The sequence below is a fragment of the Escherichia sp. KTE114 genome (assembly GCF_000407765.1).
In the GTDB taxonomy this organism is placed as follows: domain Bacteria; phylum Pseudomonadota; class Gammaproteobacteria; order Enterobacterales; family Enterobacteriaceae; genus Escherichia; species Escherichia ruysiae.
Window position 1 is genome coordinate 1,115,015 of sequence record NZ_KE136626.1, and the last position, 21,931, is coordinate 1,136,945.

Consider the following 21,931-nt stretch of genomic DNA (forward strand, 5'->3'; position numbering starts at 1 on the left):
GGTCGACCGGTTAAATCGACGGTCAGTTTTCAGTACTGGAAAGCGCCTCGCAAAGTGATTCTCAGGTGAAAGCACGACAACAAAAGTATTGTGATAAAATCGCCAACTTCTGGTGTCACCCAACAGGAAAAATCATCATGAGTCTGGCCGGTAAAAAAATCGTTCTCGGCGTCAGCGGCGGTATTGCTGCCTATAAAACCCCTGAACTGGTGCGTCGTTTGCGCGATCGCGGGGCCGACGTCCGTGTGGTAATGACCGAAGCGGCAAAAGCCTTTATCACTCCACTTAGTTTGCAGGCGGTTTCTGGGTATCCCGTTTCCGACAGTCTGTTGGATCCGGCAGCCGAAGCGGCAATGGGCCACATTGAGTTGGGTAAATGGGCTGATTTAGTGATTCTTGCCCCAGCCACGGCAGATTTGATTGCCCGTGTTGCTGCTGGTATGGCGAATGATTTGGTATCGACGATTTGCCTTGCGACTCCTGCGCCTGTTGCCGTGCTGCCAGCGATGAACCAGCAGATGTATCGTGCTGCTGCCACCCAGCATAATTTAGAGGTGCTTGCCTCGCGCGGTTTGCTGATCTGGGGGCCAGATAGCGGCAGCCAGGCCTGTGGTGATGTAGGCCCAGGGCGAATGCTCGATCCGTTAACCATTGTTGATATGGCGGTCGCCCATTTTTCACCCATCAACGACCTGAAACATCTGAACATTATGATTACCGCAGGTCCGACGCGTGAACCGCTCGATCCGGTGCGTTACATCTCCAATCACAGCTCCGGCAAGATGGGGTTCGCCATTGCCGCAGCCGCTGCACGTCGTGGAGCAAACGTCACGCTGATTTCTGGCCCAGTTTCGCTACCGACTCCACCGTTTGTTAAACGTGTTGATGTGGTAACCGCACTGGAGATGGAAGCCGCAGTAAAGGCATCCGTGCAACAGCAAAATATATTTATCGGTTGTGCTGCCGTCGCAGATTACCGCACAGCCACCGTTGCCAGCGAAAAAATCAAAAAGCAGGCTACGCCGGGTGATGAATTAACAATAAAAATGGTTAAAAACCCCGATATTGTCGCCGGTGTTGCCGCATTAAAAGACCATAGGCCTTATGTTGTTGGATTTGCCGCCGAAACAAATAATGTGGAAGAATACGCCCGGCAAAAACGTATCCGCAAAAACCTTGATCTGATCTGCGCTAACGATGTTTCCAGAAAAAATCAGGGATTTAATAGCGACAAAAACGCATTACACCTTTTCTGGCAGGATGGCGATAAAATCTTACCGCTTGAGCGAAAAGAGCTCCTTGGCCAATTATTACTCGACGAGATTGTGACCCGTTATGATGAAGAAAATCGACGTTAAGATTCTGGACCCGCGCGTTGGGAAGGAATTTCCACTCCCGACTTATGCCACTTCTGGTTCTGCCGGACTTGACCTGCGCGCCTGTCTCGACGACGCCGTAGAACTGGCACCGGGCGACACTACACTAGTGCCGACCGGACTGGCGATTCATATTGCCGACCCTTCACTGGCGGCGATGATGCTGCCGCGCTCCGGGCTGGGCCATAAGCACGGTATCGTGCTCGGTAACCTGGTGGGATTGATCGATTCCGACTATCAGGGTCAGCTGATGATCTCCGTGTGGAACCGTGGTCAGGACAGTTTCACCATTCAACCTGGCGAACGTATCGCGCAGATGATTTTTGTTCCGGTGGTACAGGCCGATTTTAATCTGGTGGAAGATTTTGACGCCACCGACCGGGGTGAAGGCGGTTTTGGTCACTCTGGTCGTCAGTAACGCATACGCATCCAAATAACGTCATAACATCGCCGCAAACATTTCGTTTGCGGTCATAGCGTGGGTGCCGCCTGGCAAGTGCTTATTTTCAGGGGTATTTTGTAACATGGCAGAAAAACAAACTGCGAAAAGGAACCGTCGCGAAGAAATACTTCAGTCTCTGGCGTTGATGTTAGAATCCAGCGATGGAAGCCAGCGTATCACGACGGCGAAACTGGCCGCCTCTGTCGGCGTTTCCGAAGCGGCTCTGTATCGCCACTTCCCCAGTAAAACCCGCATGTTCGATAGCCTGATTGAGTTTATCGAAGATAGCCTGATTACTCGTATTAACCTGATTCTCAAAGATGAAAAGGACACTACCGCGCGCCTGCGCCTGATTGTGTTGCTGCTTCTCGGTTTCGGCGAACGTAATCCAGGCCTGACCCGTATCCTCACTGGCCATGCGCTAATGTTCGAACAGGATCGTCTGCAAGGACGCATCAACCAACTGTTCGAGCGTATTGAAGCACAGCTGCGTCAGGTATTGCGTGAAAAGAGAATGCGTGAGGGTGAAGGTTACACCACCGATGAAACGTTGCTGGCAAGCCAACTTCTGGCGTTCTGCGAAGGTATGCTGTCTCGTTTTGTCCGCAGCGAGTTTAAATACCGCCCGACGGATGACTTTGACGCCCGCTGGCCGCTGATTGCCGCGCAGTTGCAGTAATATGACGCCGGATGACCTACCATCCGGCGTTTCTTATCAAACCCCGTACTCTTCGCGATAAGCCTTAACCGCCGCCAGATGTTCCGCCATTTCCGCCTTCTCTTCGAGGTAAGCAATAAGATCTTTCAGAGTGATGATAGAAATCACTTTGCAGTTGTAATCACGCTCAACTTCCTGAATCGCGGAAATCTCACCGCGACCACGTTCCTGACGATCGAGTGAAATCAACACGCCAGCAAGCGTCGCGCCATTGGCCTGAATAATTTCCATCGACTCACGAATCGCCGTCCCGGCGGTGATCACATCATCTACCAGCATTACGCGTCCTTGTAACGCGCTACCGACCAGATTGCCGCCCTCGCCGTGGTCTTTTGCTTCTTTGCGGTTAAAGCAGTATGGCAGGTCAAGGTCATGATGCTCCGCCAGCGCCACAGCGGTAGTGGTGGCAATCGGAATCCCTTTGTAAGCAGGGCCAAACAGCAGATCGAACTCAATGCCAGAATCCACCAACGCTTCAGCGTAAAAACGGCCTAACAGTGCCAGGTCGCGCCCGGTATTAAACAGCCCGGCGTTGAAGAAATAGGGGCTTTTGCGCCCGGATTTCAGCGTAAACTCGCCAAACTTTAATACCTGCTTGCTAAGCGCAAATTCAATAAACTGGCGCTGATATGGTTTCATGCCTTCGCTCCTCATCTTACTTTTCTACAGACAAAAAAAAGGCGACTCATCAGTCGCCTTAAAAATCAGTTTGCCAGCGCCGCCTTCTGCGTCGCTACAATGGATTCGATTCCCCCTCGGGCCAGCGCCAACAAAGTGAGGAGTTCTTCGTGAGTGAACGGCTCGCCTTCCGCCGTGCCCTGAACCTCAATGATGCGCCCATCTTCGGTCATCACCACGTTCATATCCGTTTCTGCGGCAGAGTCTTCGACGTATTCCAGATCGCAAATCGCTTCGCCGTTAACGATACCCACCGAAACCGCTGCCACCATGCCTTTCATCGGGTTGGTTTTCAGTTTGCCATTCTCAACCAGCTTATTCAGTGCATCTGCCAGCGCCACGCAGGCACCAGTGATTGAAGCAGTGCGCGTGCCGCCATCGGCCTGAAGTACGTCGCAATCCAGCGTAATGGTGAACTCACCCAACGCTTTCAAATCAACCGCCGCACGCAATGCACGGGCAATCAGGCGCTGGATTTCCATCGTGCGTCCGCCCTGCTTACCTTTCGCCGCTTCACGGGCGTTACGAGTGTGGGTAGAGCGCGGCAGCATACCGTATTCTGCGGTGATCCAGCCTTGCCCCTGTCCTTTCAGGAAGCGCGGCACACCTTCTTCAATAGAGGCGGTACACAACACTTTGGTATCGCCAAATTCGACCAGCACCGAGCCTTCTGCATGTTTTGTATAGTTACGAGTCAGGGTAACGGGACGCACCTGATTATTGCTACGGCCTGCTGGACGCATATTGAAATCTCCGGCTTGAAACAAATGTGGCTGCGCATTATACGGACTTCCGGCGGTTATTCCTATCCTGACAAGGCATCGATGGCTATAATCCTTCCACCTCTCCTTTTATAAACAGGAACGTCTATGATCCGCAGCATGACCGCCTACGCCCGGCGTGAAATCAAGGGTGAATGGGGGAGCGCAACCTGGGAAATGCGCTCGGTAAACCAGCGTTATCTGGAAACTTACTTTCGTCTGCCGGAGCAGTTCCGTAGCCTGGAACCTGTCGTTCGCGAGCGTATTCGTTCTCGCCTGACGCGCGGTAAAGTGGAATGTACCCTGCGCTATGAGCCAGATGTCAGCGCGCAAGGTGAGCTGATCCTCAACGAAAAACTGGCTAAACAGCTGGTAACTGCTGCGAATTGGGTAAAGATGCAGAGCGACGAAGGGGAAATCAACCCCGTTGATATCCTGCGCTGGCCGGGCGTAATGGCAGCCCAGGAACAGGATCTCGACGCTATTGCCGCTGAAATTCTTGCTGCTCTTGATGGTACGCTGGACGACTTTATCGTCGCGCGCGAAACCGAAGGTCAGGCGCTGAAAGCGTTGATCGAGCAGCGTCTGGAAGGCGTCACCGCCGAAGTGGCTAAAGTGCGCGCCCATATGCCGGAAATCCTGCAATGGCAGCGTGAACGTCTGGTCGCGAAGCTGGAAGATGCTCAGGTTCAGCTGGAGAACAATCGTCTGGAGCAAGAGCTGGTGCTGCTGGCGCAACGAATTGATGTTGCTGAAGAGCTGGATCGCCTCGAAGCGCATGTCAAAGAGACCTACAACATTCTCAAGAAAAAAGAAGCCGTTGGTCGTCGTCTGGACTTTATGATGCAAGAGTTCAACCGAGAATCGAACACTCTTGCTTCGAAATCTATCAATGCCGAAGTGACGAACTCCGCGATTGAGTTGAAGGTGTTGATTGAGCAGATGCGCGAACAGATTCAGAATATCGAATAAGCTATTAGTAAAAATCACCAAGCAGCAAAAAACCACAAAGCCCGCTAAATGTCGGGCTTTTTTGTTATCATGAGCTATCATAACGACGCAACAAAGCGCACAATATGCGTGTACATAGAGGTGTACATAATGACTTTCATGTACATTGCTTTATGTACACCCCCATATTCGATATTCAGGTATTCGCAATGCCAAAACTCACAGATATGCAGATCCGCGCATGGATAAAGGCGGGAGACAGATTTGATGGCAAGGCAGACGGCAACGGCCTTTATATTTGCTACCCCAAAAACTACACAGTCCCGTTCTGGCGATTCCGCTATAAGCTCGCAGGAAAGCAGCGGGCTATGGTTATAGGCTCTTACTCCGAACTGTCACTATCAAAAGCCAGAGAAACAGCAAAAGAGCTGTCAGCCAGAGTTGCTCTTGGCTATGACGTAGCAGCAGAGAAACAGGTACGAAAAGCTGAAGCACTGGCAAAAATGGAGGCTGAGAAAAACGCTATACGCGTTTCAGATCTGGCCGCCGAATACTTCGAGCGCCAGATACTTCCGAGATGGAAACATCCCGATATCCTTCGCCGGAGAATTGATAAGGATATTAACCCCTGCATTGGGCATATGAAGGTAGAGGACGTTAAGCCACGCCACATTGACGACATGTTGAAAGGTATCGTTGACCGAGGAGCACCAACGATAGCAACAGATGTATTACGCTGGACACGCCGTATCTTTGACTATGGAATAAAACGCCACGCTCTGGAGATAAACCCTTGTTCAGCGTTTGAAGTATCTGATGCTGGTGGTAAAGAGGTTTCCCGCGACCGTTGGCTAACTCGCGATGAGCTTATCAGGCTATTCGAGGCTATGCGCACCGCAAAAGGATTCAGCCGCCAGAACGAACTGACATTTAAGCTATTGCTGGCACTATGCGTTCGTAAGATGGAGTTATGTGCCGCACGATGGGAAGAGTTTGATTTAGATGGTGCGGTATGGCATTTGCCGGAAGAACGCAGCAAAAACGGAGACCCTATTGATATACCTCTACCTTCCCCAGCCGTTGAATGGTTGAGAGAGCTACACACCTTTTCATGTAATAGCGCATGGGTGCTTCCGGCCAGGAAGATGCAAAACAGAATGATCCCACATATTCAGGAAAGCACTTTACCCGTAGCACTGGCTAAGGTTCGCGCCGAAATGCCGGATGTGCCTAATTTCACGATTCACGACTTCCGACGCACCGCACGTACTCATTTAGCAGCGTTGGGTGTTGATCCTGTTGTGGCGGAACGATGCCTCAATCATCGCATTAAGGGCGTAGAGGGGATTTATAACCGCCATCAGTATTTTGATGAGCGTAAAGCAGCACTGGCACAGTGGGCTGATCTGCTTGTGGCACTGGAAAGCGGAAAAGACTACAACGTAACGCCTCTCAGAAGGGCGAACTAACTGAATAGATTGAGCCTAGCTCGACGGGGCGAAAAGCGGGAAGCCTTACCGCCTGGCTCAATCACAAAATAAGGCGCAGCGTAAAAGGTGACGCAATGAAAAAACTACCACCAAATCTTTTTTTCCGACTTAATAGAGCAGCAAATTTATTAGAAATAGAAGTCGATGATCTTCTACTTATGGGAGTATCAGGCTCTATATTTTTGAGCACAATAATTCACCAGTATGAAGGCGTACTCTATCAAGCGGGAAACTTGCCACCAGACCACGGCAGCAAAGACATAGAAAACTTATTATTTGGTTCTATTATTTCTACTAGAGAAGATACCGAAAGATATCTAAATGAAGGTGTTTTCGATGGTATGAAGTGCTTAGCAAGTGGATTATGGCACGTTCCTAGTGATTTCATTGCTTCCCTTGCAGGGGTTAAGAGAGCCCCTGACATTCCACTCATATTCTCACCAGCATATATAAAAAAAGAACTAGACATCACATCAGGACGTTACTTTTTCTACGATTTTCGCGAACATGATACCACCGTATCGTCTGTGGAAGATTTGTATATATCAAGACCGTGGGTTGAATATATAGCTGAAAGCATGGATAAAAATCAGCCAATACCCAGCATACTCCATTTGGGTTCACACGATCTTTATGAAAAGGAATTTAAAAACATAGAGCATGGAAATAGAGCACGACATAGCCTAAACCGTGAGAATAGCATTATGGCGTTGATTTATGTGAAACGGCACTATCCTGAAGAGTGCAAAGGGAAAAACGGGAAAGAAACCAACGAAGCGTGGGCAAACGCTACGATAGACCACTGGCCACATGTGGGTGGCGATTATGATGAACCATCTACAGATTATTTAAAGAAGATCATATCTGACATGGACAGATTGCCGGAAAAACGTACCACGGCAGGAAAGAAGAAATCATGATAATAAAATTTAGTATCGTGACAATAAAATTTACTGTAATTCACTTTTGAGCATGCACACCATTAAATACCCGTAACGAAGCAACAACTATCGCTAAGAGGTTACGGGAAGCATGAACACCGACACGATTCCTACAAAAGGCTATATCAGACGCTTTCGCCTGGCTGAATTGCTGGGCGTTAGTGTATCCACCATCGACCGTAAAGTAAGAAACGGTTCACTACCACGTCCGGTAAAGCTGGGAGAAAAAATAACTGCGTTTGATGCGGTTGAGATTCACAACTGGCTGGCAGAACGCCGCGGGAAGGTGGCCTGATGGAAAAGAAAAACCGCCCATTACAGGCGGCTAATTCAGATATTCGCGTATCTGATGTTACGCCCCTTACAAAATCCCTTCAAGAACCAAAGCGCACACCGAAAAAGCATCGTGCCAGAGTCTATATGCTGCGTACTGGTATAGAGGGATGGACAGAAAATGACATTCTTCGCTACTGCCGTCTGTCTTCTGGTCGTAACTATGCAACAGAGTTAGAACGCCAGCTTGGAATCACTCTGGAGCGTATCGACGAAAAGAATCCTGATGGTATCGGAACACACCTTCGCTACCGTTTCTCCTGCCGTGGTGATGTTCTGAAAGTGATCACTCATATTAACCATCTTGCGAACATAAATGATCACAACGGACTTTCTCAGCAGGAAATTGCCGACATTCTGAAACTCTACCCGGACGCGTTTAACGCCGCCTAACGGAGACTGAAAATGAACATCGAAAAAAGCAGATTAATTTCTGAGGCCGCCCCTCATCTGAACGCCTCTCTGGGCACAATTAACGGTAATGAATTTGCCGCAATTGTCCCGGTTATTCCTGGTCATATCGGTGGGCGTGAAACCAATATTGTTAGCGCAAAAGCGTTACACAAAGCGTTGGGCGTGGGAAAAGACTTCTCTACATGGATCACTGATCGCATCTCTGAATATGACTTCACCATTGGGCACGATTACTCAGTCCATAAAACAATTTCCCCAAATTTGGGGAAAAGCCCGAATGGCGCGGCTTACAGCAAGATTAAGCAGTCTGGCAGACCCGGCAAAGACTATCTGTTAAGTGTCGGAATGGCGAAAGAACTGGCAATGATCGAACGCAATGATCAGGGTCGCGCTATCCGTCGTTATTTCATCCAGTGCGAGGAAGAATTACAGCGTAGCGTGCCTGAAATCGCCGCCCGCTATCGTCGCCAGCTAAAAGCCCGTATCAGTGCCGCAAACAACTTTAAGCCAATGTGCGATGCGCTGAATATGGCCCGTGCCGAGATGGGTAAAACGACGCAGCAACACCACTACACAAACGAGAGCAATATGATTTCTCGTATCGTTTTTGGTGGGCTAACTGCTAAGCAGTGGGCGCGGATAAATGGCTATTCTGGCGAACCTCGCGACCATATGAACGCAGAACAGCTTGAGCACCTCTCATATCTCGAAAGCACCAATATCACGTTAATTGATATGGGCATGGAATATGAGCAGCGCAAAGGAGAACTCACCCGCCTGTCGCAACGCTGGCTCGCCAAGCGTCTGGAGGCGGTCCATGTTTAAGCCGACAGGAACACCCCAACCTCAAAAACGCTACAAAGATGCCCACGGAGCACTCGTTACTGTCGAAAGCGTGTCTCACAACCGAGTGACGTTTTATCGCGACGGGTATCAATCGCCATGCGTACAACCGCTGGCACGTTTCATGAAGGAGTTTGCGGAGGTTAACAAATGCTAACCGCCCAGAAGAAGATATTTTCACTGGCTGGTATGTCGCCAAAATCCAGCAATATGACAGCAAAGTCTGGCATTAATACAGCAGACACAAGCAAAGTTTATCATTTTCTGGTGGTAGGAGCGGATGCCTTAACTATGTCAGAAATTACGGTCGATGGTGTTAGCGTTGAGAAGGTCAGCGGCTGCGCCAGAGAATTTCTGGTCGTAGATGGCTTTCTCTGCTCGCGTAGTGACTCCACAAAAACCTTCGTCCACACGCGCGACGTTAACGAAATGAGCGCGATGTATTGTGCATCTGGTGCTTCCAATTCTGAGTTTTCGGAGTCCATAAAAAAGAGCTTGCCGTTATGCGGCAACACGGTTTATGGTTATAAGGCACCTCATAAAACGGGTGCCGGGATTGGCGTCCTGGTAAATCGAATGGCGACATATGACGCGCCGAGCGTCTTTTTTTATGTCGTAGGTCTGACTCACCCATTTTTTGGGCGTTGGTGTATAATCCAGCGCCTTTGTCAATCAATGGTGGCTCAGGCAGGGGCTTCTTCGGAAGCGCCGGTATCCATTCGAGCCGGTTACGCCAACCCTGTCTGGGCTACCACCAGCGAAATTGGCGTTTCCGGTGGTAGCGTTACATGCTATCGAATGGAGGCTGCCACATGCTGGCTACTACCCCTACCCAAAAACCGCAATTTATCTGGATTATCGCCGCAGTTCGCCGCGATTGCCCGACAATTACCGCCAAAATTCATCATATTGCTGCCGAGTCTGAACGCGATGCTCGCCGTTCTCTGGTGCGCGATCACGTCTGCTTTTTTGCTGGTCGTATCCGCATGGAGGTGGCACATGATTAAAACCTACGATGTGCATATGGATCCCCTCGAACGCACAAGCCAGATCATCACACTGACAGAAGTGATTAACGACATTCTGGTGAGCAACTCTCCCTCACGAGACGAAAGACTGAAGGCGTTACTCGCGATATTGGATCTCGCCGTTCGTGACGTTCATTTCCTGCTGGAAGGTGGCGAAATGCCAGGAAAAACGGGGGCAACCAATGAATAACTCAATTAATGCCCATCGACTTACGTCCGCACTTCAATTAATCGAGCAAGCAGCGGCTGTCCTGGTTGCTGTCAGTCTTTCGGCTGAAGAAATGGACGCTGTTGATGTCGTGGATGCGATTAAAGCGTGCTCATCTTTGGTTAACGATGCCCGTGCAGAGCTGGTAATTCTTGGGGGTGAAAAATGAATATCAACTTAATTTATCGTCATCCGTGTGAGCTGGAAATTGAATCATTGCTGAGCCGTGAAGAGCCATATCCAGACACATTCACTCTTGCAGATCGCACGACTGAACGGCTTACCAGAGCGCGCACAGGTCTGGTTCATGTGATGAATGAGATTCTTCCATCGGTGGGAGGGGAACAGGCGACAGTAATCACTAGCTGGCTACAAAAAGTTACCTCTCTGATAGATATCAGTTTAATCGATGCGGAGAGTGCGAAATGACTAACATCCAGCTCATTGAAGCGCAATGTCGCATCGAACAGGTTCAGACTGTTTTAGGGTTCTGGCTTGAAGGGGCCAGCCCCAGCAACAGAGACAAGTTAATGATTGGCGCGGTTATGTCACTGCTCAATGGCGTACCAGAAGCTATTCAGGAAGCGGACGAATTGTTGGGCAAATATGAGTTACAGAATCATTCAGGCGAGGCGAAACATGAATAATTTCTTAACGTTCCATGCAGAAGCAACGCCTGACGGCGTAAACATCATGTACCGCAGCAACGATGGCATGACAGAACGCGTTGAGGCCGTCTCATATATTGATGCCGTAAATCGTCTGGATGCCGGGGATTATGACGATAAACCAGATGAAGGTATGTCAATACATCTCGCTATTGCCGATGGCGGCAACCAGGGATATTTCGATTACACATCACAGCATAACGTCATTATGTGGAGATGGCTGATCGCAACAGTATTCATGCTGGAAATGAGAGAGGAAAACGGCACTGTCAGCATCATTGATGATACTGGCAATCCTTCCGAAGTGGCTGTTTATTCCAACGGCATCGTCGCCATGCCGCTGTATCCAGTAGCAGAGCGTCTCGCTATGGCAAACAACATTGAGGGCGCGATGATAGAACGTTTTGGCATCGAGTCTGGCACAGAACGCGCCATCATTTTCTACAGAGCCATGATGGATGTGGAACAAGGAGCACTGACTCCATTTGGTCGTGAAACGCTTGCTGAACTTCACAACAGCTTTATAGCTGAACTGAATGAAAACGGCATGCCAGCGGAACCAGTGACGCACTGAGGATGGAGCCATGATTACTAAAAATTTCCGACTGAATGCGCTGGCAAATAAGTATGCGTCGGCACTGTATAACCACATTACCTCCACCAGCGACGGGGACTATTTCATGGTTGATGCGGACGGCGAGGCCGTACGTGTGGAAATCGTCAATGGAGTAAAAGGCGTTCGCAGCCTGATCGATAGCTACACACTGGCAGCCATGAAAGTGTTCTACCCGCAGTGGGAAACCGTGGGGATCGAGCTTCTTGAGCGTTGCGTCAATAAGGACGGATTGACTGACGTCGGGCGTGAGATATGGCAAAGCATGGTTAATGACATGGGCGCAACTGTAGCGGGAGGTTCTCATGCGTGAAAATGCAGAAATGGCGCTTAGCTCCGCAATCGGAGAGCAGGTGGCAAAGATTGCTGGTGCTGTGTGGATTCATAACCTTCATTCTACTGGTGAAGAGAAAATGGCAATTCAGACGCCAGAGGGACGCACCATTACTACATCTCTGAAGCCGTCAGATGTTTGTGATCTGATTTGCGCATTCATGTACCCAGCAATGAGGACTGTCCACGGCGATCAGTGGAAACTTGCGACAACCGCTGAATTTGATATGTGGCTAAACAATGATGGCATGCTGACTGATTACGGAATAACCAAGTGGCAGATGCTGGTTAGCCATATCGCAAACGCTATAGACCACGTGGGGTACGGTGATGCGAAACATTGATCTTATCCGTCAGGTTATCAGTGCGTCTGAAAACAACTGGCCTCATGTGCTGGGCTGCCTGAACATAAATGTCCCTGACTCTCCGCGCCGTCATGCTCCCTGCCCTGCATGTGGGGGCAAAGATCGATTCCGGTTCGATGACAACGGGCGCGGTAGCTTCATCTGTAATCAGTGCGGCGCTGGTGATGGGCTGGATTTAATTAAACGCGTAAATAACTGCGACACAACAGAGGCGGCGCTTCTTGCCGCTGATGTTCTGGGTATTGATTACCGGACAACGGAAACACCAGAAGCCACCAGCCAGAAACGGGAACAACTGGAAACCAAGCGCCAGCGACGCGAACAGGAGCGCCTGAAAAGGGCAGAGAAGGACGAACAACAAAGACGGGATACGTTTTCCCGTCAGTTTGATGACATGCGCAGAAAGGCTGTAAACGGCAAATCTGATTATCTGGTTGCGAAAGGGGTAGGTGATTTTACATTCCCCGTGTTGCCCGATGGATCTCTGTTGCTGGCGCTGGTGGATAAATCCGGCGCAGTCACAGCAGCACAGACTATTACCTCACATGGTGAAAAAAGACTCCTGACAGGTTCAGCAAAGCGGGGGGCATATCACGCCATAAACGCACCAGAAACAACACAGAGCATCTTAATCGCAGAAGGGCTGGCAACGGCATTATCTGCCCATTTAATTCGCCCAGAGGCGCTTACAGTGGCGGCGATTGATGCCGGGAACCTGTTATATGTCGCCCAGGTACTGCGGGATAAATTTCCTTCAGCACAAATCATCATTGCTGCGGATAACGACCACAGCGAAGGAAGACAAAACACGGGGAGAAGAGCAGCAGAAAAAGCAGCTTTATCTGTTTCTGGATGGGTGGCATTACCCCCGACAGATCACAAAGCAGACTGGAATGATTACCACCAAAAACACGGCATTAAATGCGCCACAGAAGCGTTCAATAAGTCAATGTACCAACCACAGGGTAATGGCGTGAAACAGGAGCCACAGACCATTGAGGGAAGCGATTTTAAGGTTATGGATACCGACCCACTGAAACCAAGAATAGAAAGCCGCGAGGATGGTATTTATTGGGTATCTCCGAGAGCTGACAGCCAGAGTGGAGAAATCATCAATAACGAAAGCTGGTTATGTTCTCCGTTAAGCGTTATCGGTACTGGCAGAGACGATAAAGACCAGTATCTCATTCTTCGCTGGCTGTCGTTTGGTTCTGAAACGCCGACAACCGCTGCCATTCCACTGGCTGATATTGGTGAACGTGAAGGATGGCGCACACTTAAAGCTGGTGGGGTAACTGTCACGACCAAAAGCAGCCTCAGAGCAATACTGGCAGACTGGCTACAACGCAGTGGCTCTCGTGAATTGTGGCGTGTTGCTCATGCCACTGGCTGGCAATGCGGAGCGTACATCATGCCTGATGGGGAAATCATCGGAACACCTGAAAATCCTGTGCTGTTCAGCGGGAGAAGCTCAGCCGCAGCCGGATATACCGTCTCAGGGAGCGCGAAAAGCTGGCGTGATAACGTGGCGCGTCTGGCCTTTGGTAACTATTCAATGATGACCGGGATCGGCGCAGCACTGGCAGCGCCATTGATTGGGCTGGTGGGCGCTGACGGGTTCGGCATTCATTTCTATGAGCAGTCGAGCGCAGGTAAGACCACCACGGCAAACGTGGCGAGCAGCTTATACGGCAACCCTGATTTACTGCGGCTGACGTGGTACGGAACCGCGCTGGGGCTGGCAAATGAAGCTGCCGCCCACAATGACGGACTAATGCCGCTTGATGAAGTTGGTCAGGGCGCTGATCCTGTCAGTGTTTCACAGTCTGCCTATGCGTTATTTAACGGTGTAGGGAAACTGCAAGGCGCTAAAGATGGTGGAAACCGGGATCTAAAACGCTGGCGTACAGTGGCAATCAGCACCGGAGAAATGGATTTAGAAACATTTATCGCTACTTCCGGGCGAAAAACCAAAGCCGGGCAACTGGTGCGACTGCTGAATATTCCGTTGAGTAAAGCAGTACGCTTTCACGATTACCAGAACGGAAAACAGCACGCAGACGCACTGAAAGACGCTTACCAGCATCACCACGGCGCAGCCGGGCGTGAGTGGATTAAATGGCTGGCAGACCACCAGCAACAGGCAATTAAAACTGTTCGTGACCGCGAAAGCAGATGGAGAAGTCTGATCCCATCCGATTATGGTGAGCAGGTTCACCGTGTAGCCGCGCGATTTGCCATTCTGGAGGCCGCATTGCTGTTAGGCGAGGTTGTAACAGGCTGGGATGCTCAGACATGCCGTGATGCGATACAGCACAGCTATAACGCATGGTTGCGCGAGTTCGGCACAGGTAACAAAGAACATCAGCAGATTATTGAACAAACGGAGGCATTTCTTAATGCCTATGGGCTTAGCCGTTTTGCACCATTTCCATACAGCCCGGCAGATTTGCCCATCAAAGATTTAGCCGGATACCGTCAGCGTGGAGAACATGACGAAAGCCCAATGATTTTCTACACATTCCCGGCCACATTTGAAAAGGAGATCGCATGTGGTTTCAACGCAAAACAGTTTGCTGAAGTGTTGAAAAAAGCCGGGATGCTAACCCCACCAAACAGCGGTCGTGGATACCAAAGAAAATCACCACGTATTCAGGGACGACAAATAAACGTTTATGTACTCAATTACCAGCCAGGAGATTACAACTCATCTGAAGAATGAGCTTCTTCATGTGCGTAGAAAAGGTGTTGGTTCAGTTGGTTCAGTTGGTTCAATTTATAAATGGTATTGTTTTATAAGGATTTTATTCTTTTTATTGAACCAACACTGAACCAACAACACGGTATTTTGAACCAACACAATGTGACTGAATTGATGCGCACAACACCTGGCTGGCATCAGAGAGTGTTTTACGAGACTTTCGTAAAATCCTGTGTACAAGGGCGTGACGTTTTTGAAAGTGAGCACTACGAAATTTTCGTAGTTCAGAAAACAGCCCTTGAGAAGTTGTTATGCCTGTTCAGCAAACCATCCGCATAGCTGATCGCGAATCAAATTACCAATGGAGCCAGAAGCAAGGGCAGAACTGAAAAGCGCCTGCCGTGAAGAGTAATGCGACACCATAAATATAGTTTTTAGAGTCCATAAAAAACCTGTCAAAACCTGACACACAGAACGATGCCACCAGCTACTGAGCGGTGGCATTTTTTTTGTGCTATATGTTTCATATTTTGCAATTACGATGATGAATGTTGCGATTTGTGAAACTATAATAACTGTTGTTTTATACAGTTCTAAGGGGGCGTTATGGCTATTTCAGTAAAGCCGGTATTGATAAGTGAGAAGCAAATGGAAGCGATAAAGAAAATTCAGGAAGAGCAGCGTAAAAAATCAGGAATTGGAGTAGCGCCAACTCTGCATGAAATTGCACGAGGGTTAATAGATAAGGCGCTGGCAGGCTGTATGTGAAAATGGATGGCATCGCATGGAACTAAAATTTATTGATAACCCTGTGCGATTACAGGCCTTTCTTAACGAGCCTGGCAATACCGAAAATATTGTTGAGCCGGGGCACACGTACTACATCAAGCCTGATGCGGTATATCTCGGTATCTACGAAGGATTGGTGCTGGCTGGCGTTCATGAAGTGCGTAACTTCTGGCATAACATTGTTGAATGCCATGCGGTGTACGACCCCGGATTCCGTGGTGAATATGCACTGCAAGGGCATCGATTATTCTGCAAATGGCTTCTCAAAAACTCACCATTCCTTAACAGCATTACCATGGTTCCTGACACCACCAAATACGGACGGGCAATTATCCGTTTGCTTGGCGCTACCCGTGTTGGTCACCTTGATGATGCTTATATCAGATGTGGTAAACCCGTCGGCGTAACGCTTTATCAGTTAACTCGGCAACAATATAAGGAATTCAGCGAATGTTAATTACCCATATAGCTCATAAATATCTCAATCGTGCCGTATACGAAAAAGGCGGTGATGGTGGTGCCTCTAAAGCTCAGGCGAAGGCCCAGCAGCAGGCAATTGATTTGCAGCGCGAGCAGTGGAATACGGTGATGAATAATCTCAAGCCGTATGCAGAAGTCGGATTGCCTGCTTTACAACAACTACAAGGACTGATGACTCTGGAAGGGCAGAATAAAGCCGCGAATGATTTCTTTGGTTCTGGTTTATATAAAACACAGGCAGATCAGGCCCGTTATCAGAACCTTGTCTCAGCAGAAGCTACCGGGGGGCTTGGCTCAACAGCTACCAGTAACCAGTTATCTTCCATTGCGCCCATGCTTTATAACAATTGGCTCAGTGGGCAAATGCAAAATTATGGAAACCTGCTAAATGTCGGGATGAATGCGGCATCAGGGCAGGCAACAGCAGGGCAAAACTACGCCAATAATACCGGACAACTCTTGCAGGGGCTTGGCGCTATTCGTGCAGGTCAGGCGCAGCAGCCATCCAGTCTTGCGCGTGGTATTGGTGGGGCGGCATCAGGCGCTTTAGCGGGTGCGCAACTTGGTTCCGTTGTTCCGGGTATAGGTAATGTCGCCGGGGCTATTGGTGGTGGGCTTATTGGTCTTGTTGGGGGGCTTGGATTCTAATGGCGACATGGCAACTTGGCGGGCTGCCTAGCATGGCACCGCAAAATGATAATGCTCCTCGTTCTTCCGTTCCTCAGCCTGTGCAGTATCAGCAGCAGCCAAACGTAGGTTTAATGGCGCTACAGGGGCTAAGAGGCGTTGCTGAGATTAATCAGCAGGCGCAAATTTCCCAGCAGCTAAAAGAATATCAGGCACGGTTGGGTAGTGCGGTAGCTAATAATGATCGTGTTGGAGTGCAGAAGTTAATGGCCCAGTATCCCCAGTTTATGGCTGATTCTCAAAAACAGATGGGATTCATTGATGCTGAGCAAAATCGACAGACCGCTGACGCTGCCATGAATCTGCGTCTTGCGTCACAAACTGGAGATCCACTGACCATGCAGAAGGCCATTCAGCAGGCAAATCCAGTATTACAGCGATTTGGTCTTCCTGCTGAAGAGGTTTATCAGTCTTGGCAGAATGACCCACAGGAATTCAACAGAATCACTGACCTCATCCACCTCCATGCTGATCCAAATAGTTACTTTAGTGTTCAAGAGAAGCAGCAAGGGCAGAGCATTGCACAGCAGAACGCAGATACATCTGCATATAATGCTCAGGTTAATGCGGAACAGGGTAATCGGCGTCTCGATATGGAGCAGTTCAAAGTCCTATCCGATAACCAACTACGCACGAGAGAAATGGTTCTGAAAGCACGACTTGGACGTGCTCAAAATGACATCGAGAGAGACAAGCTCAATGCTGAACTGAGCAAAGTACAGCAGGCGAAAGTGGAGAAGATGAACGATAAAATTAATACTGTTGCAGGTAACATCGACTCCTTGAACTCTGCGCTTGAAGTGGGTCATGAACTGGCGGGAATTGTAGGGAAACATCCTTCGGCCGTTACCCGCTCGCAGAACTATAACCCCCTGACGCTGGGGTTTGGATTCCTTCCTGATGTAGCAGAAGACACACGAAGCCTACGCGCCAAAGCTGATGAATACAACCTAAAGGTTATTCTGCCTAGCCTCAAAGGGACTTTTGGCTCTAACCCAACCGAAGGGGAAAGGGCTGCCCTTATGCAATCTCAAAATGGCATTAAGTCAGCAACCAGCAATGAGGCATTTTTGCGAGAGTTGAATAAAGCGCAGGACGTAATTATTCGAATGCAGAAACGACAGATTGCCGGGCTCGGTATTCCTGTAACCAAATCAAAGGACGAAGAAACTGATACCAAAATGCTGTTGCAGGATCCTTCACTGATTAAGGATTATGTGACCGCACATGGCTATCTGCCGGAAAGTTACTATCAGGCAAAACTTAAGGGATGGCAATGATGGCACAACTGACAGAAAAACAGAAAGCCTATTCCCGTCATCTCGATGAAAAATATGGTTTCCCATCAGGGACGATGGAAACATTAGTTGGCAATGAATCTAGTGGTAACGGAAGTGCCGAGTCACCGAAAGGAGCTAGAGGATTTGCTCAACTGATGCCCTCAGTAATGAGTGATGCTGGTTATCGTGGAACTGATCCGCGCTCACTGCCATTTGAAAAGCAAATGGATATCGCAGCAAACCATCTCAATAAAGGAATGAAGCGATTTGGTGATATTGGTATGGCATTGGCTGGGTATAATTCTGGCTATGCTCGTATTAATGCCGTCAGAAACGGTAAATCTACACTGCCAGATGAAACGGCTAATTACGTAAGTAAATTTGCAGATGCCGGAATAATCCCTGATGACAGTGAAATCTTGCAGTTTGCACAAACCAGTCAACATCGCAATCTTCAGCAGCCTGACTACTCAGAGCTTGATAAAGAAATCTCTCAGGTGGGAGATATTTCTGCATGGGAAGCAAAACGTCAGCAATTTAAGAACATAGAAGCAGGACTACCAACAGCCAGTTCATGGGAGCAGAAAAGAGCTCAGTTTCTCGCCGATGAAAATGCCGGGGAACCGCAGCAGCAAGTAGCCAAGTCTAACCTTAATCCTGAGATGGAATATCTTTCGCCAGGACTGAAAGCTGCGCCAGAGCAGATGGCCAGAGGGATTGCTAATATACCGTTTGATGTAATGGACGCAGGCGTGGGGGTAGTCAATGCGGCGCAATCAGCCGGAGCATGGGCAGCTCAGAAGCTTGGTGTGGGTGATGGCACATACACGCCCATATCACCTGTCTTTCGCCCAGTAGACCAACCTACAGATCCATACGCGCAGGCTGGTGAGCAGCTAGCACCTTACCTTATTACAGGATTAGGTGCAGGAAAGGCAGCTACCGCAGCTTCTTCCGTTGCCAACGCTCCACGTGCTGAACGTGCGGCCACAAAGGTGGCTAGTATGTTGGCAGAAAACCTGCCAGGTACATTGGTGAACGCCCAAAAGAACGGGCAGATCAGCCCAGAAGACCTAGCAAAAGAGACAGGTATTGGCCTAGCAGGATCGCTAGGAGCACGCGCTTTAATAAAGAGCGGACAGACAGCCAGTGACGTAATGCGAGATGTATTGCGGAGTAATACAAATCAATCAGGCCATGTGTTAGGGGCAGCAAATACTCTGGAAACCGCCAATGATGTATCGAAAGCAGCGCGTTCTGCCGTAGGCCGAGAGCATATCGCATCGCAGGCATCAAACGTCAGAGATGATGTCGCTAAGGCGGCGAAAATCACTGGTATTAATATCAACACCCTGACGCCCGGAATGCGCTCAGGTAGTCGTGGAATTGCCCAAGCAGAAGGTGTTCTGGCATCAACTCCTGGGAATGTTCAGGATGCTCACCTTACGGCCTTCAATGAAATATCCTCAAAGTTGAATAAGCAGTTGTCTGATTTCGGTGCTGAGTCTGGAAGCGCATCAGAAAAAAGCGCAGCAATTAAAGAGCGCATCATCGCGAGCCTCAGTGATATGAAAACAGCAGAGAATATGGCATGGGCAGAACTGCGAAGCACGATGCCACGCGAAAGGATGAAAATGAGTAATGGGATGGCTGTCGTCCAAGCAGAAAAAGCAGCCAATGTTCCACTCAGCCCGGAGATGAAACAGTTTCAGGCTGCCAACAACCAAGGTGGCGGCATAACCTTCGACGGGATGAAGGCATGGCGTGCTAAGTTTGCTGATGCTGAACAAGCAAACACCCGGGCAGGTAAGGCCAATGCCGCCCGGATTGCCGGAGAAATGCGCAGAGCTATCACTGATGACATGCGCATCATGGCTGAAAAAGGAAACTTCCTCACAGAATGGCAGAAAGCTAACGATCTCTCTAAAAGTTACATTATCGCCAAACAAAATGCCGAATCTGTTTTTGGTCGAGATCTCGCATCAGACGCTATGGTAAGAAAAGGTGCCGATACGCTTAAGGCATCCGCAAACACTGGAACGGGAGCTTTTCACCGCCTTATCTCCGCGCTGCCGGAAGCAGAACGCCAACCAGCAATAGCATCTATTCTTCAGCATGCTGTGGCGCAGGGAGAGAAGGGAGGAATCGGTGAAGAGTCTGGTATCCAGTATTTTGCCAAGCTCATGACCCAGCAGAATGTAAACGCCATCAGTCGTCATGCGCCAGATCTCGGTAGAATGATGAAAGAGTTCGGTGTACTCGCTAAAGCCAGCACCAGACCGCAGCGATACGTAGAGCGCACGGGAAGAACAACTGAGGCTCTCAAAACGCTCGATTCAGGCCTTCCAAAGATCGTCGGTGTGATCATGAACGGAGTTCAACAGTCAGGTGCGATCGCTGGAGGCTTTGGCGGTGGTGTAATTGGTTCGATTAGTGGTTTGGTTGCTGGTGGCGCACTGAGAAATACTGTGGCTAAGATTGGGGCGACAAGAAGTGGTCGATATGCGATAGAGAAAGCCGTTCAGGAAGCTACAAAAGCAGTGCGCGCAGGGGCATCACCAGCAGCGATCGCCGCAGCAGAGAAACGATTTTCGACCAATAAAATTGCCATGAAAGCAATTCGTGATGCCGTTGGGGCTGAAGAATTCGTGAAACTGACAAGGGCCGGGATTGTAGCTACCCTCAGTGGCATGAAAGATGTTAGCGAATGGGAATAGACGCTCTAACTAACAAAACCATAATAGCCAAGGACGGCATACTGATATTGAGCCAACTATAAAAATTCCATATCACATTACGAGCCTGTGGCTTACATTCGCTTACAGTGATGATAATTTATAACCACGCAATTCTTAGGTGAGATTATCATGATTAAAAATCTTCTTTTAATATTATCCCTGTCATTATTGGCTGGATGCGTACAAAAACCGTTAGTAACGGTCAATGCTTTATCCTCCGGGCAATCTGTCGGTAAGAAGTTCTTGATCATCCCCGCAAGCCAAGAACTTTGGAACACCAAACAGATTGAATACACTCAAATAGCTACGGTAGTAGCCGCCAGTTTATCAAGCCAAGGATATACACAAGTTAAAGATGAAAAATTGGCTGACCAGGTAATTCTCTTGAACTTTTTGAGAAGCGGGGCCATTTCAAATACTCGTAATGTAACCATCCCAATATACGGGCAAACTGGTGTGAGCTCAGCAACAACGTACGGAAACTCGAACACCACGTTCAATAGTTATGGTGGTGGCTACGGTACGGCTAATACCACTGGAACGGCAACAACAGTTTATACGCCTACTTATGGAATTACTGGCGCGTATAACACAACTGTGACGGACACGTTCTACGGCGCAGGGGTGATACTCCAGTCGTTTGATGCCAAGGCTTATCTCAATAATAGGCAGATTAATATGTTATGGAAAGTTGGTAGCTCAGTCGTCTCGCAACAGTCTGATGGAATTGCTGATTACAAAGGGTTGGCGAGAATAGCCGCTAGCTATGCCGGGAAAAATACAGAAGGTGATATAACTTTTAATGTTGACCCTAAAGCACCAAATTAACTAATAAGCCCGGTACGCCGGGCATTCATGCCCCTATTATTCATGAATCGCTTTTTCTGGAAGGTATGCGACAAACGTTAAGTGACATTGCCTACACATTCGGGGCGGGATTTCAAATCCGCTCCCAGTTGATGGGGCCGTTACAGTACGCGCATATCCGCTTTATGTGAAACAGGAAGATTTTTCTGATATCACTGCCACAGCAAAACACCAATGTCGAGACAAGTACGCGCGCGAGGGTTATCAGTTGCAAAAAGTTTTGCAAC

26 protein-coding genes are annotated in these 21,931 nt (G+C 49.0%); 24 read left to right on the forward strand and 2 right to left on the reverse strand.

Annotation, left to right across the window (positions count from 1 at the left end):
* The first annotated feature begins 137 nt into the window (after nt 1-137).
* The 3 genes from coaBC to slmA all read left to right on the forward strand — a co-directional run bounded on the left by coaBC (nt 138) and on the right by slmA (nt 2,497).
* Nucleotides 138-1,358 (forward strand): bifunctional phosphopantothenoylcysteine decarboxylase/phosphopantothenate--cysteine ligase CoaBC, encoded by a 1,221-nt coding sequence (gene coaBC / locus WC5_RS15415; protein WP_000050164.1) that lies wholly within the window; start codon nt 138-140, stop codon nt 1,356-1,358.
* The gene (dut, locus tag WC5_RS15410; RefSeq protein ID WP_000976068.1) at nt 1,336-1,794 is read left to right on the forward strand and encodes a dUTP diphosphatase; all 459 of its coding nucleotides are present in this window, start codon (nt 1,336-1,338) and stop codon (nt 1,792-1,794) included. Before coaBC ends, dut begins: the two co-directional genes overlap by 23 nt.
* A 106-nt stretch (nt 1,795-1,900) precedes the next feature.
* Nucleotides 1,901-2,497: a nucleoid occlusion factor SlmA gene (slmA, locus tag WC5_RS15405; RefSeq protein ID WP_000818603.1), complete on the forward strand. Its 597-nt coding sequence runs from the start codon at nt 1,901-1,903 to the stop codon at nt 2,495-2,497.
* 36 nt (nt 2,498-2,533) lie between these two features.
* On the opposite strand, the gene pyrE is transcribed toward slmA, so the two are convergent.
* The gene (gene pyrE / locus WC5_RS15400; protein WP_000806175.1) at nt 2,534-3,175 is read right to left on the reverse strand and encodes an orotate phosphoribosyltransferase; all 642 of its coding nucleotides are present in this window, start codon (nt 3,173-3,175) and stop codon (nt 2,534-2,536) included.
* A gap of 65 nt (nt 3,176-3,240) precedes the next feature.
* Entirely contained in the window at nt 3,241-3,957 is a 717-nt protein-coding gene (gene rph / locus WC5_RS15395; RefSeq protein ID WP_001247086.1) for a ribonuclease PH, read from the reverse strand.
* A 126-nt stretch (nt 3,958-4,083) separates the two neighbouring features.
* Between rph and WC5_RS15390 the strand changes: the two genes are divergently transcribed.
* The 21 genes from WC5_RS15390 (at nt 4,084) to WC5_RS15290 (ending at nt 21,665) form a co-directional block, all read left to right on the forward strand.
* A complete protein-coding gene (locus tag WC5_RS15390; RefSeq protein WP_000621334.1) occupies nt 4,084-4,947 on the forward strand; it encodes a YicC/YloC family endoribonuclease in 864 nt (287 codons plus the stop codon).
* A gap of 188 nt (nt 4,948-5,135) precedes the next feature.
* Nucleotides 5,136-6,395 carry a tyrosine-type recombinase/integrase gene (locus WC5_RS15385; protein WP_010351062.1) on the forward strand — a complete coding sequence of 420 codons (1,260 nt, stop codon included), beginning with the start codon at nt 5,136-5,138 and terminating at the stop codon, nt 6,393-6,395.
* A 95-nt stretch (nt 6,396-6,490) separates the two neighbouring features.
* A complete protein-coding gene (locus WC5_RS15380) occupies nt 6,491-7,336 on the forward strand; it encodes a hypothetical protein (RefSeq protein ID WP_000735991.1) in 846 nt (281 codons plus the stop codon).
* Nucleotides 7,337-7,448: 112 nt separating this feature from the next.
* Nucleotides 7,449-7,652 (forward strand): helix-turn-helix transcriptional regulator, encoded by a 204-nt coding sequence (locus WC5_RS15375; protein WP_001090781.1) that lies wholly within the window; start codon nt 7,449-7,451, stop codon nt 7,650-7,652.
* Nucleotides 7,652-8,083 (forward strand): PM1773 family protein, encoded by a 432-nt coding sequence (locus WC5_RS15370; RefSeq protein ID WP_000412542.1) that lies wholly within the window; start codon nt 7,652-7,654, stop codon nt 8,081-8,083. Before WC5_RS15375 ends, WC5_RS15370 begins: the two co-directional genes overlap by 1 nt.
* 12 nt (nt 8,084-8,095) lie before the next feature.
* On the forward strand, nt 8,096-8,929 hold the full coding sequence (locus WC5_RS15365) for an antA/AntB antirepressor family protein (protein ID WP_001019367.1): 834 nt from the start codon (nt 8,096-8,098) through the stop codon (nt 8,927-8,929).
* Nucleotides 8,922-9,104 carry a DUF4222 domain-containing protein gene (locus tag WC5_RS15360; RefSeq protein ID WP_000476150.1) on the forward strand — a complete coding sequence of 61 codons (183 nt, stop codon included), beginning with the start codon at nt 8,922-8,924 and terminating at the stop codon, nt 9,102-9,104. The genes WC5_RS15365 and WC5_RS15360 overlap by 8 nt, the downstream gene beginning before the upstream one ends.
* Complete coding sequence (locus WC5_RS26120) at nt 9,098-10,165, forward strand: ash family protein (RefSeq protein ID WP_000954401.1); 1,068 nt, start codon at nt 9,098-9,100, stop codon at nt 10,163-10,165. The genes WC5_RS15360 and WC5_RS26120 overlap by 7 nt, the downstream gene beginning before the upstream one ends.
* Entirely contained in the window at nt 10,158-10,352 is a 195-nt protein-coding gene (locus WC5_RS15355; protein WP_001065660.1) for a hypothetical protein, read from the forward strand. The genes WC5_RS26120 and WC5_RS15355 overlap by 8 nt, the downstream gene beginning before the upstream one ends.
* Entirely contained in the window at nt 10,349-10,612 is a 264-nt protein-coding gene (locus WC5_RS15350) for a hypothetical protein (RefSeq protein ID WP_001024679.1), read from the forward strand. The genes WC5_RS15355 and WC5_RS15350 overlap by 4 nt, the downstream gene beginning before the upstream one ends.
* Nucleotides 10,609-10,830, forward strand: coding sequence for a hypothetical protein (locus WC5_RS15345; protein WP_000181940.1), 222 nt, complete (start codon nt 10,609-10,611; stop codon nt 10,828-10,830). The genes WC5_RS15350 and WC5_RS15345 overlap by 4 nt, the downstream gene beginning before the upstream one ends.
* Nucleotides 10,823-11,425, forward strand: a complete 603-nt coding sequence (locus WC5_RS15340) for a hypothetical protein (protein WP_001058743.1) — start codon at nt 10,823-10,825, stop codon at nt 11,423-11,425. Before WC5_RS15345 ends, WC5_RS15340 begins: the two co-directional genes overlap by 8 nt.
* A 10-nt stretch (nt 11,426-11,435) precedes the next feature.
* Complete coding sequence (locus tag WC5_RS15335) at nt 11,436-11,777, forward strand: hypothetical protein (RefSeq protein ID WP_000628963.1); 342 nt, start codon at nt 11,436-11,438, stop codon at nt 11,775-11,777.
* A complete protein-coding gene (locus WC5_RS15330) occupies nt 11,770-12,141 on the forward strand; it encodes a hypothetical protein (protein ID WP_001208879.1) in 372 nt (123 codons plus the stop codon). The genes WC5_RS15335 and WC5_RS15330 overlap by 8 nt, the downstream gene beginning before the upstream one ends.
* Nucleotides 12,128-14,884, forward strand: a complete 2,757-nt coding sequence (locus WC5_RS15325) for a TOPRIM and DUF927 domain-containing protein (RefSeq protein ID WP_001244113.1) — start codon at nt 12,128-12,130, stop codon at nt 14,882-14,884. Before WC5_RS15330 ends, WC5_RS15325 begins: the two co-directional genes overlap by 14 nt.
* Nucleotides 14,885-15,469: 585 nt before the next feature.
* Nucleotides 15,470-15,631, forward strand: a complete 162-nt coding sequence (locus tag WC5_RS25530; RefSeq protein ID WP_001018524.1) for a hypothetical protein — start codon at nt 15,470-15,472, stop codon at nt 15,629-15,631.
* Between the two features lie 16 nt (nt 15,632-15,647).
* A complete protein-coding gene (locus tag WC5_RS15310; protein ID WP_000420673.1) occupies nt 15,648-16,109 on the forward strand; it encodes a DUF2824 family protein in 462 nt (153 codons plus the stop codon).
* On the forward strand, nt 16,103-16,780 hold the full coding sequence (locus WC5_RS15305) for a P22-gp17 family phage DNA ejection protein (protein WP_000909177.1): 678 nt from the start codon (nt 16,103-16,105) through the stop codon (nt 16,778-16,780). Before WC5_RS15310 ends, WC5_RS15305 begins: the two co-directional genes overlap by 7 nt.
* Entirely contained in the window at nt 16,780-18,099 is a 1,320-nt protein-coding gene (locus tag WC5_RS15300; protein ID WP_000246957.1) for a phage DNA ejection protein, read from the forward strand. The genes WC5_RS15305 and WC5_RS15300 overlap by 1 nt, the downstream gene beginning before the upstream one ends.
* Nucleotides 18,096-20,816 carry a lytic transglycosylase domain-containing protein gene (locus WC5_RS15295; RefSeq protein ID WP_000968282.1) on the forward strand — a complete coding sequence of 907 codons (2,721 nt, stop codon included), beginning with the start codon at nt 18,096-18,098 and terminating at the stop codon, nt 20,814-20,816. The genes WC5_RS15300 and WC5_RS15295 overlap by 4 nt, the downstream gene beginning before the upstream one ends.
* 150 nt (nt 20,817-20,966) lie before the next feature.
* Nucleotides 20,967-21,665, forward strand: a complete 699-nt coding sequence (locus tag WC5_RS15290) for a hypothetical protein (RefSeq protein ID WP_000594596.1) — start codon at nt 20,967-20,969, stop codon at nt 21,663-21,665.
* Nucleotides 21,666-21,931: the final 266 nt, after the last annotated feature.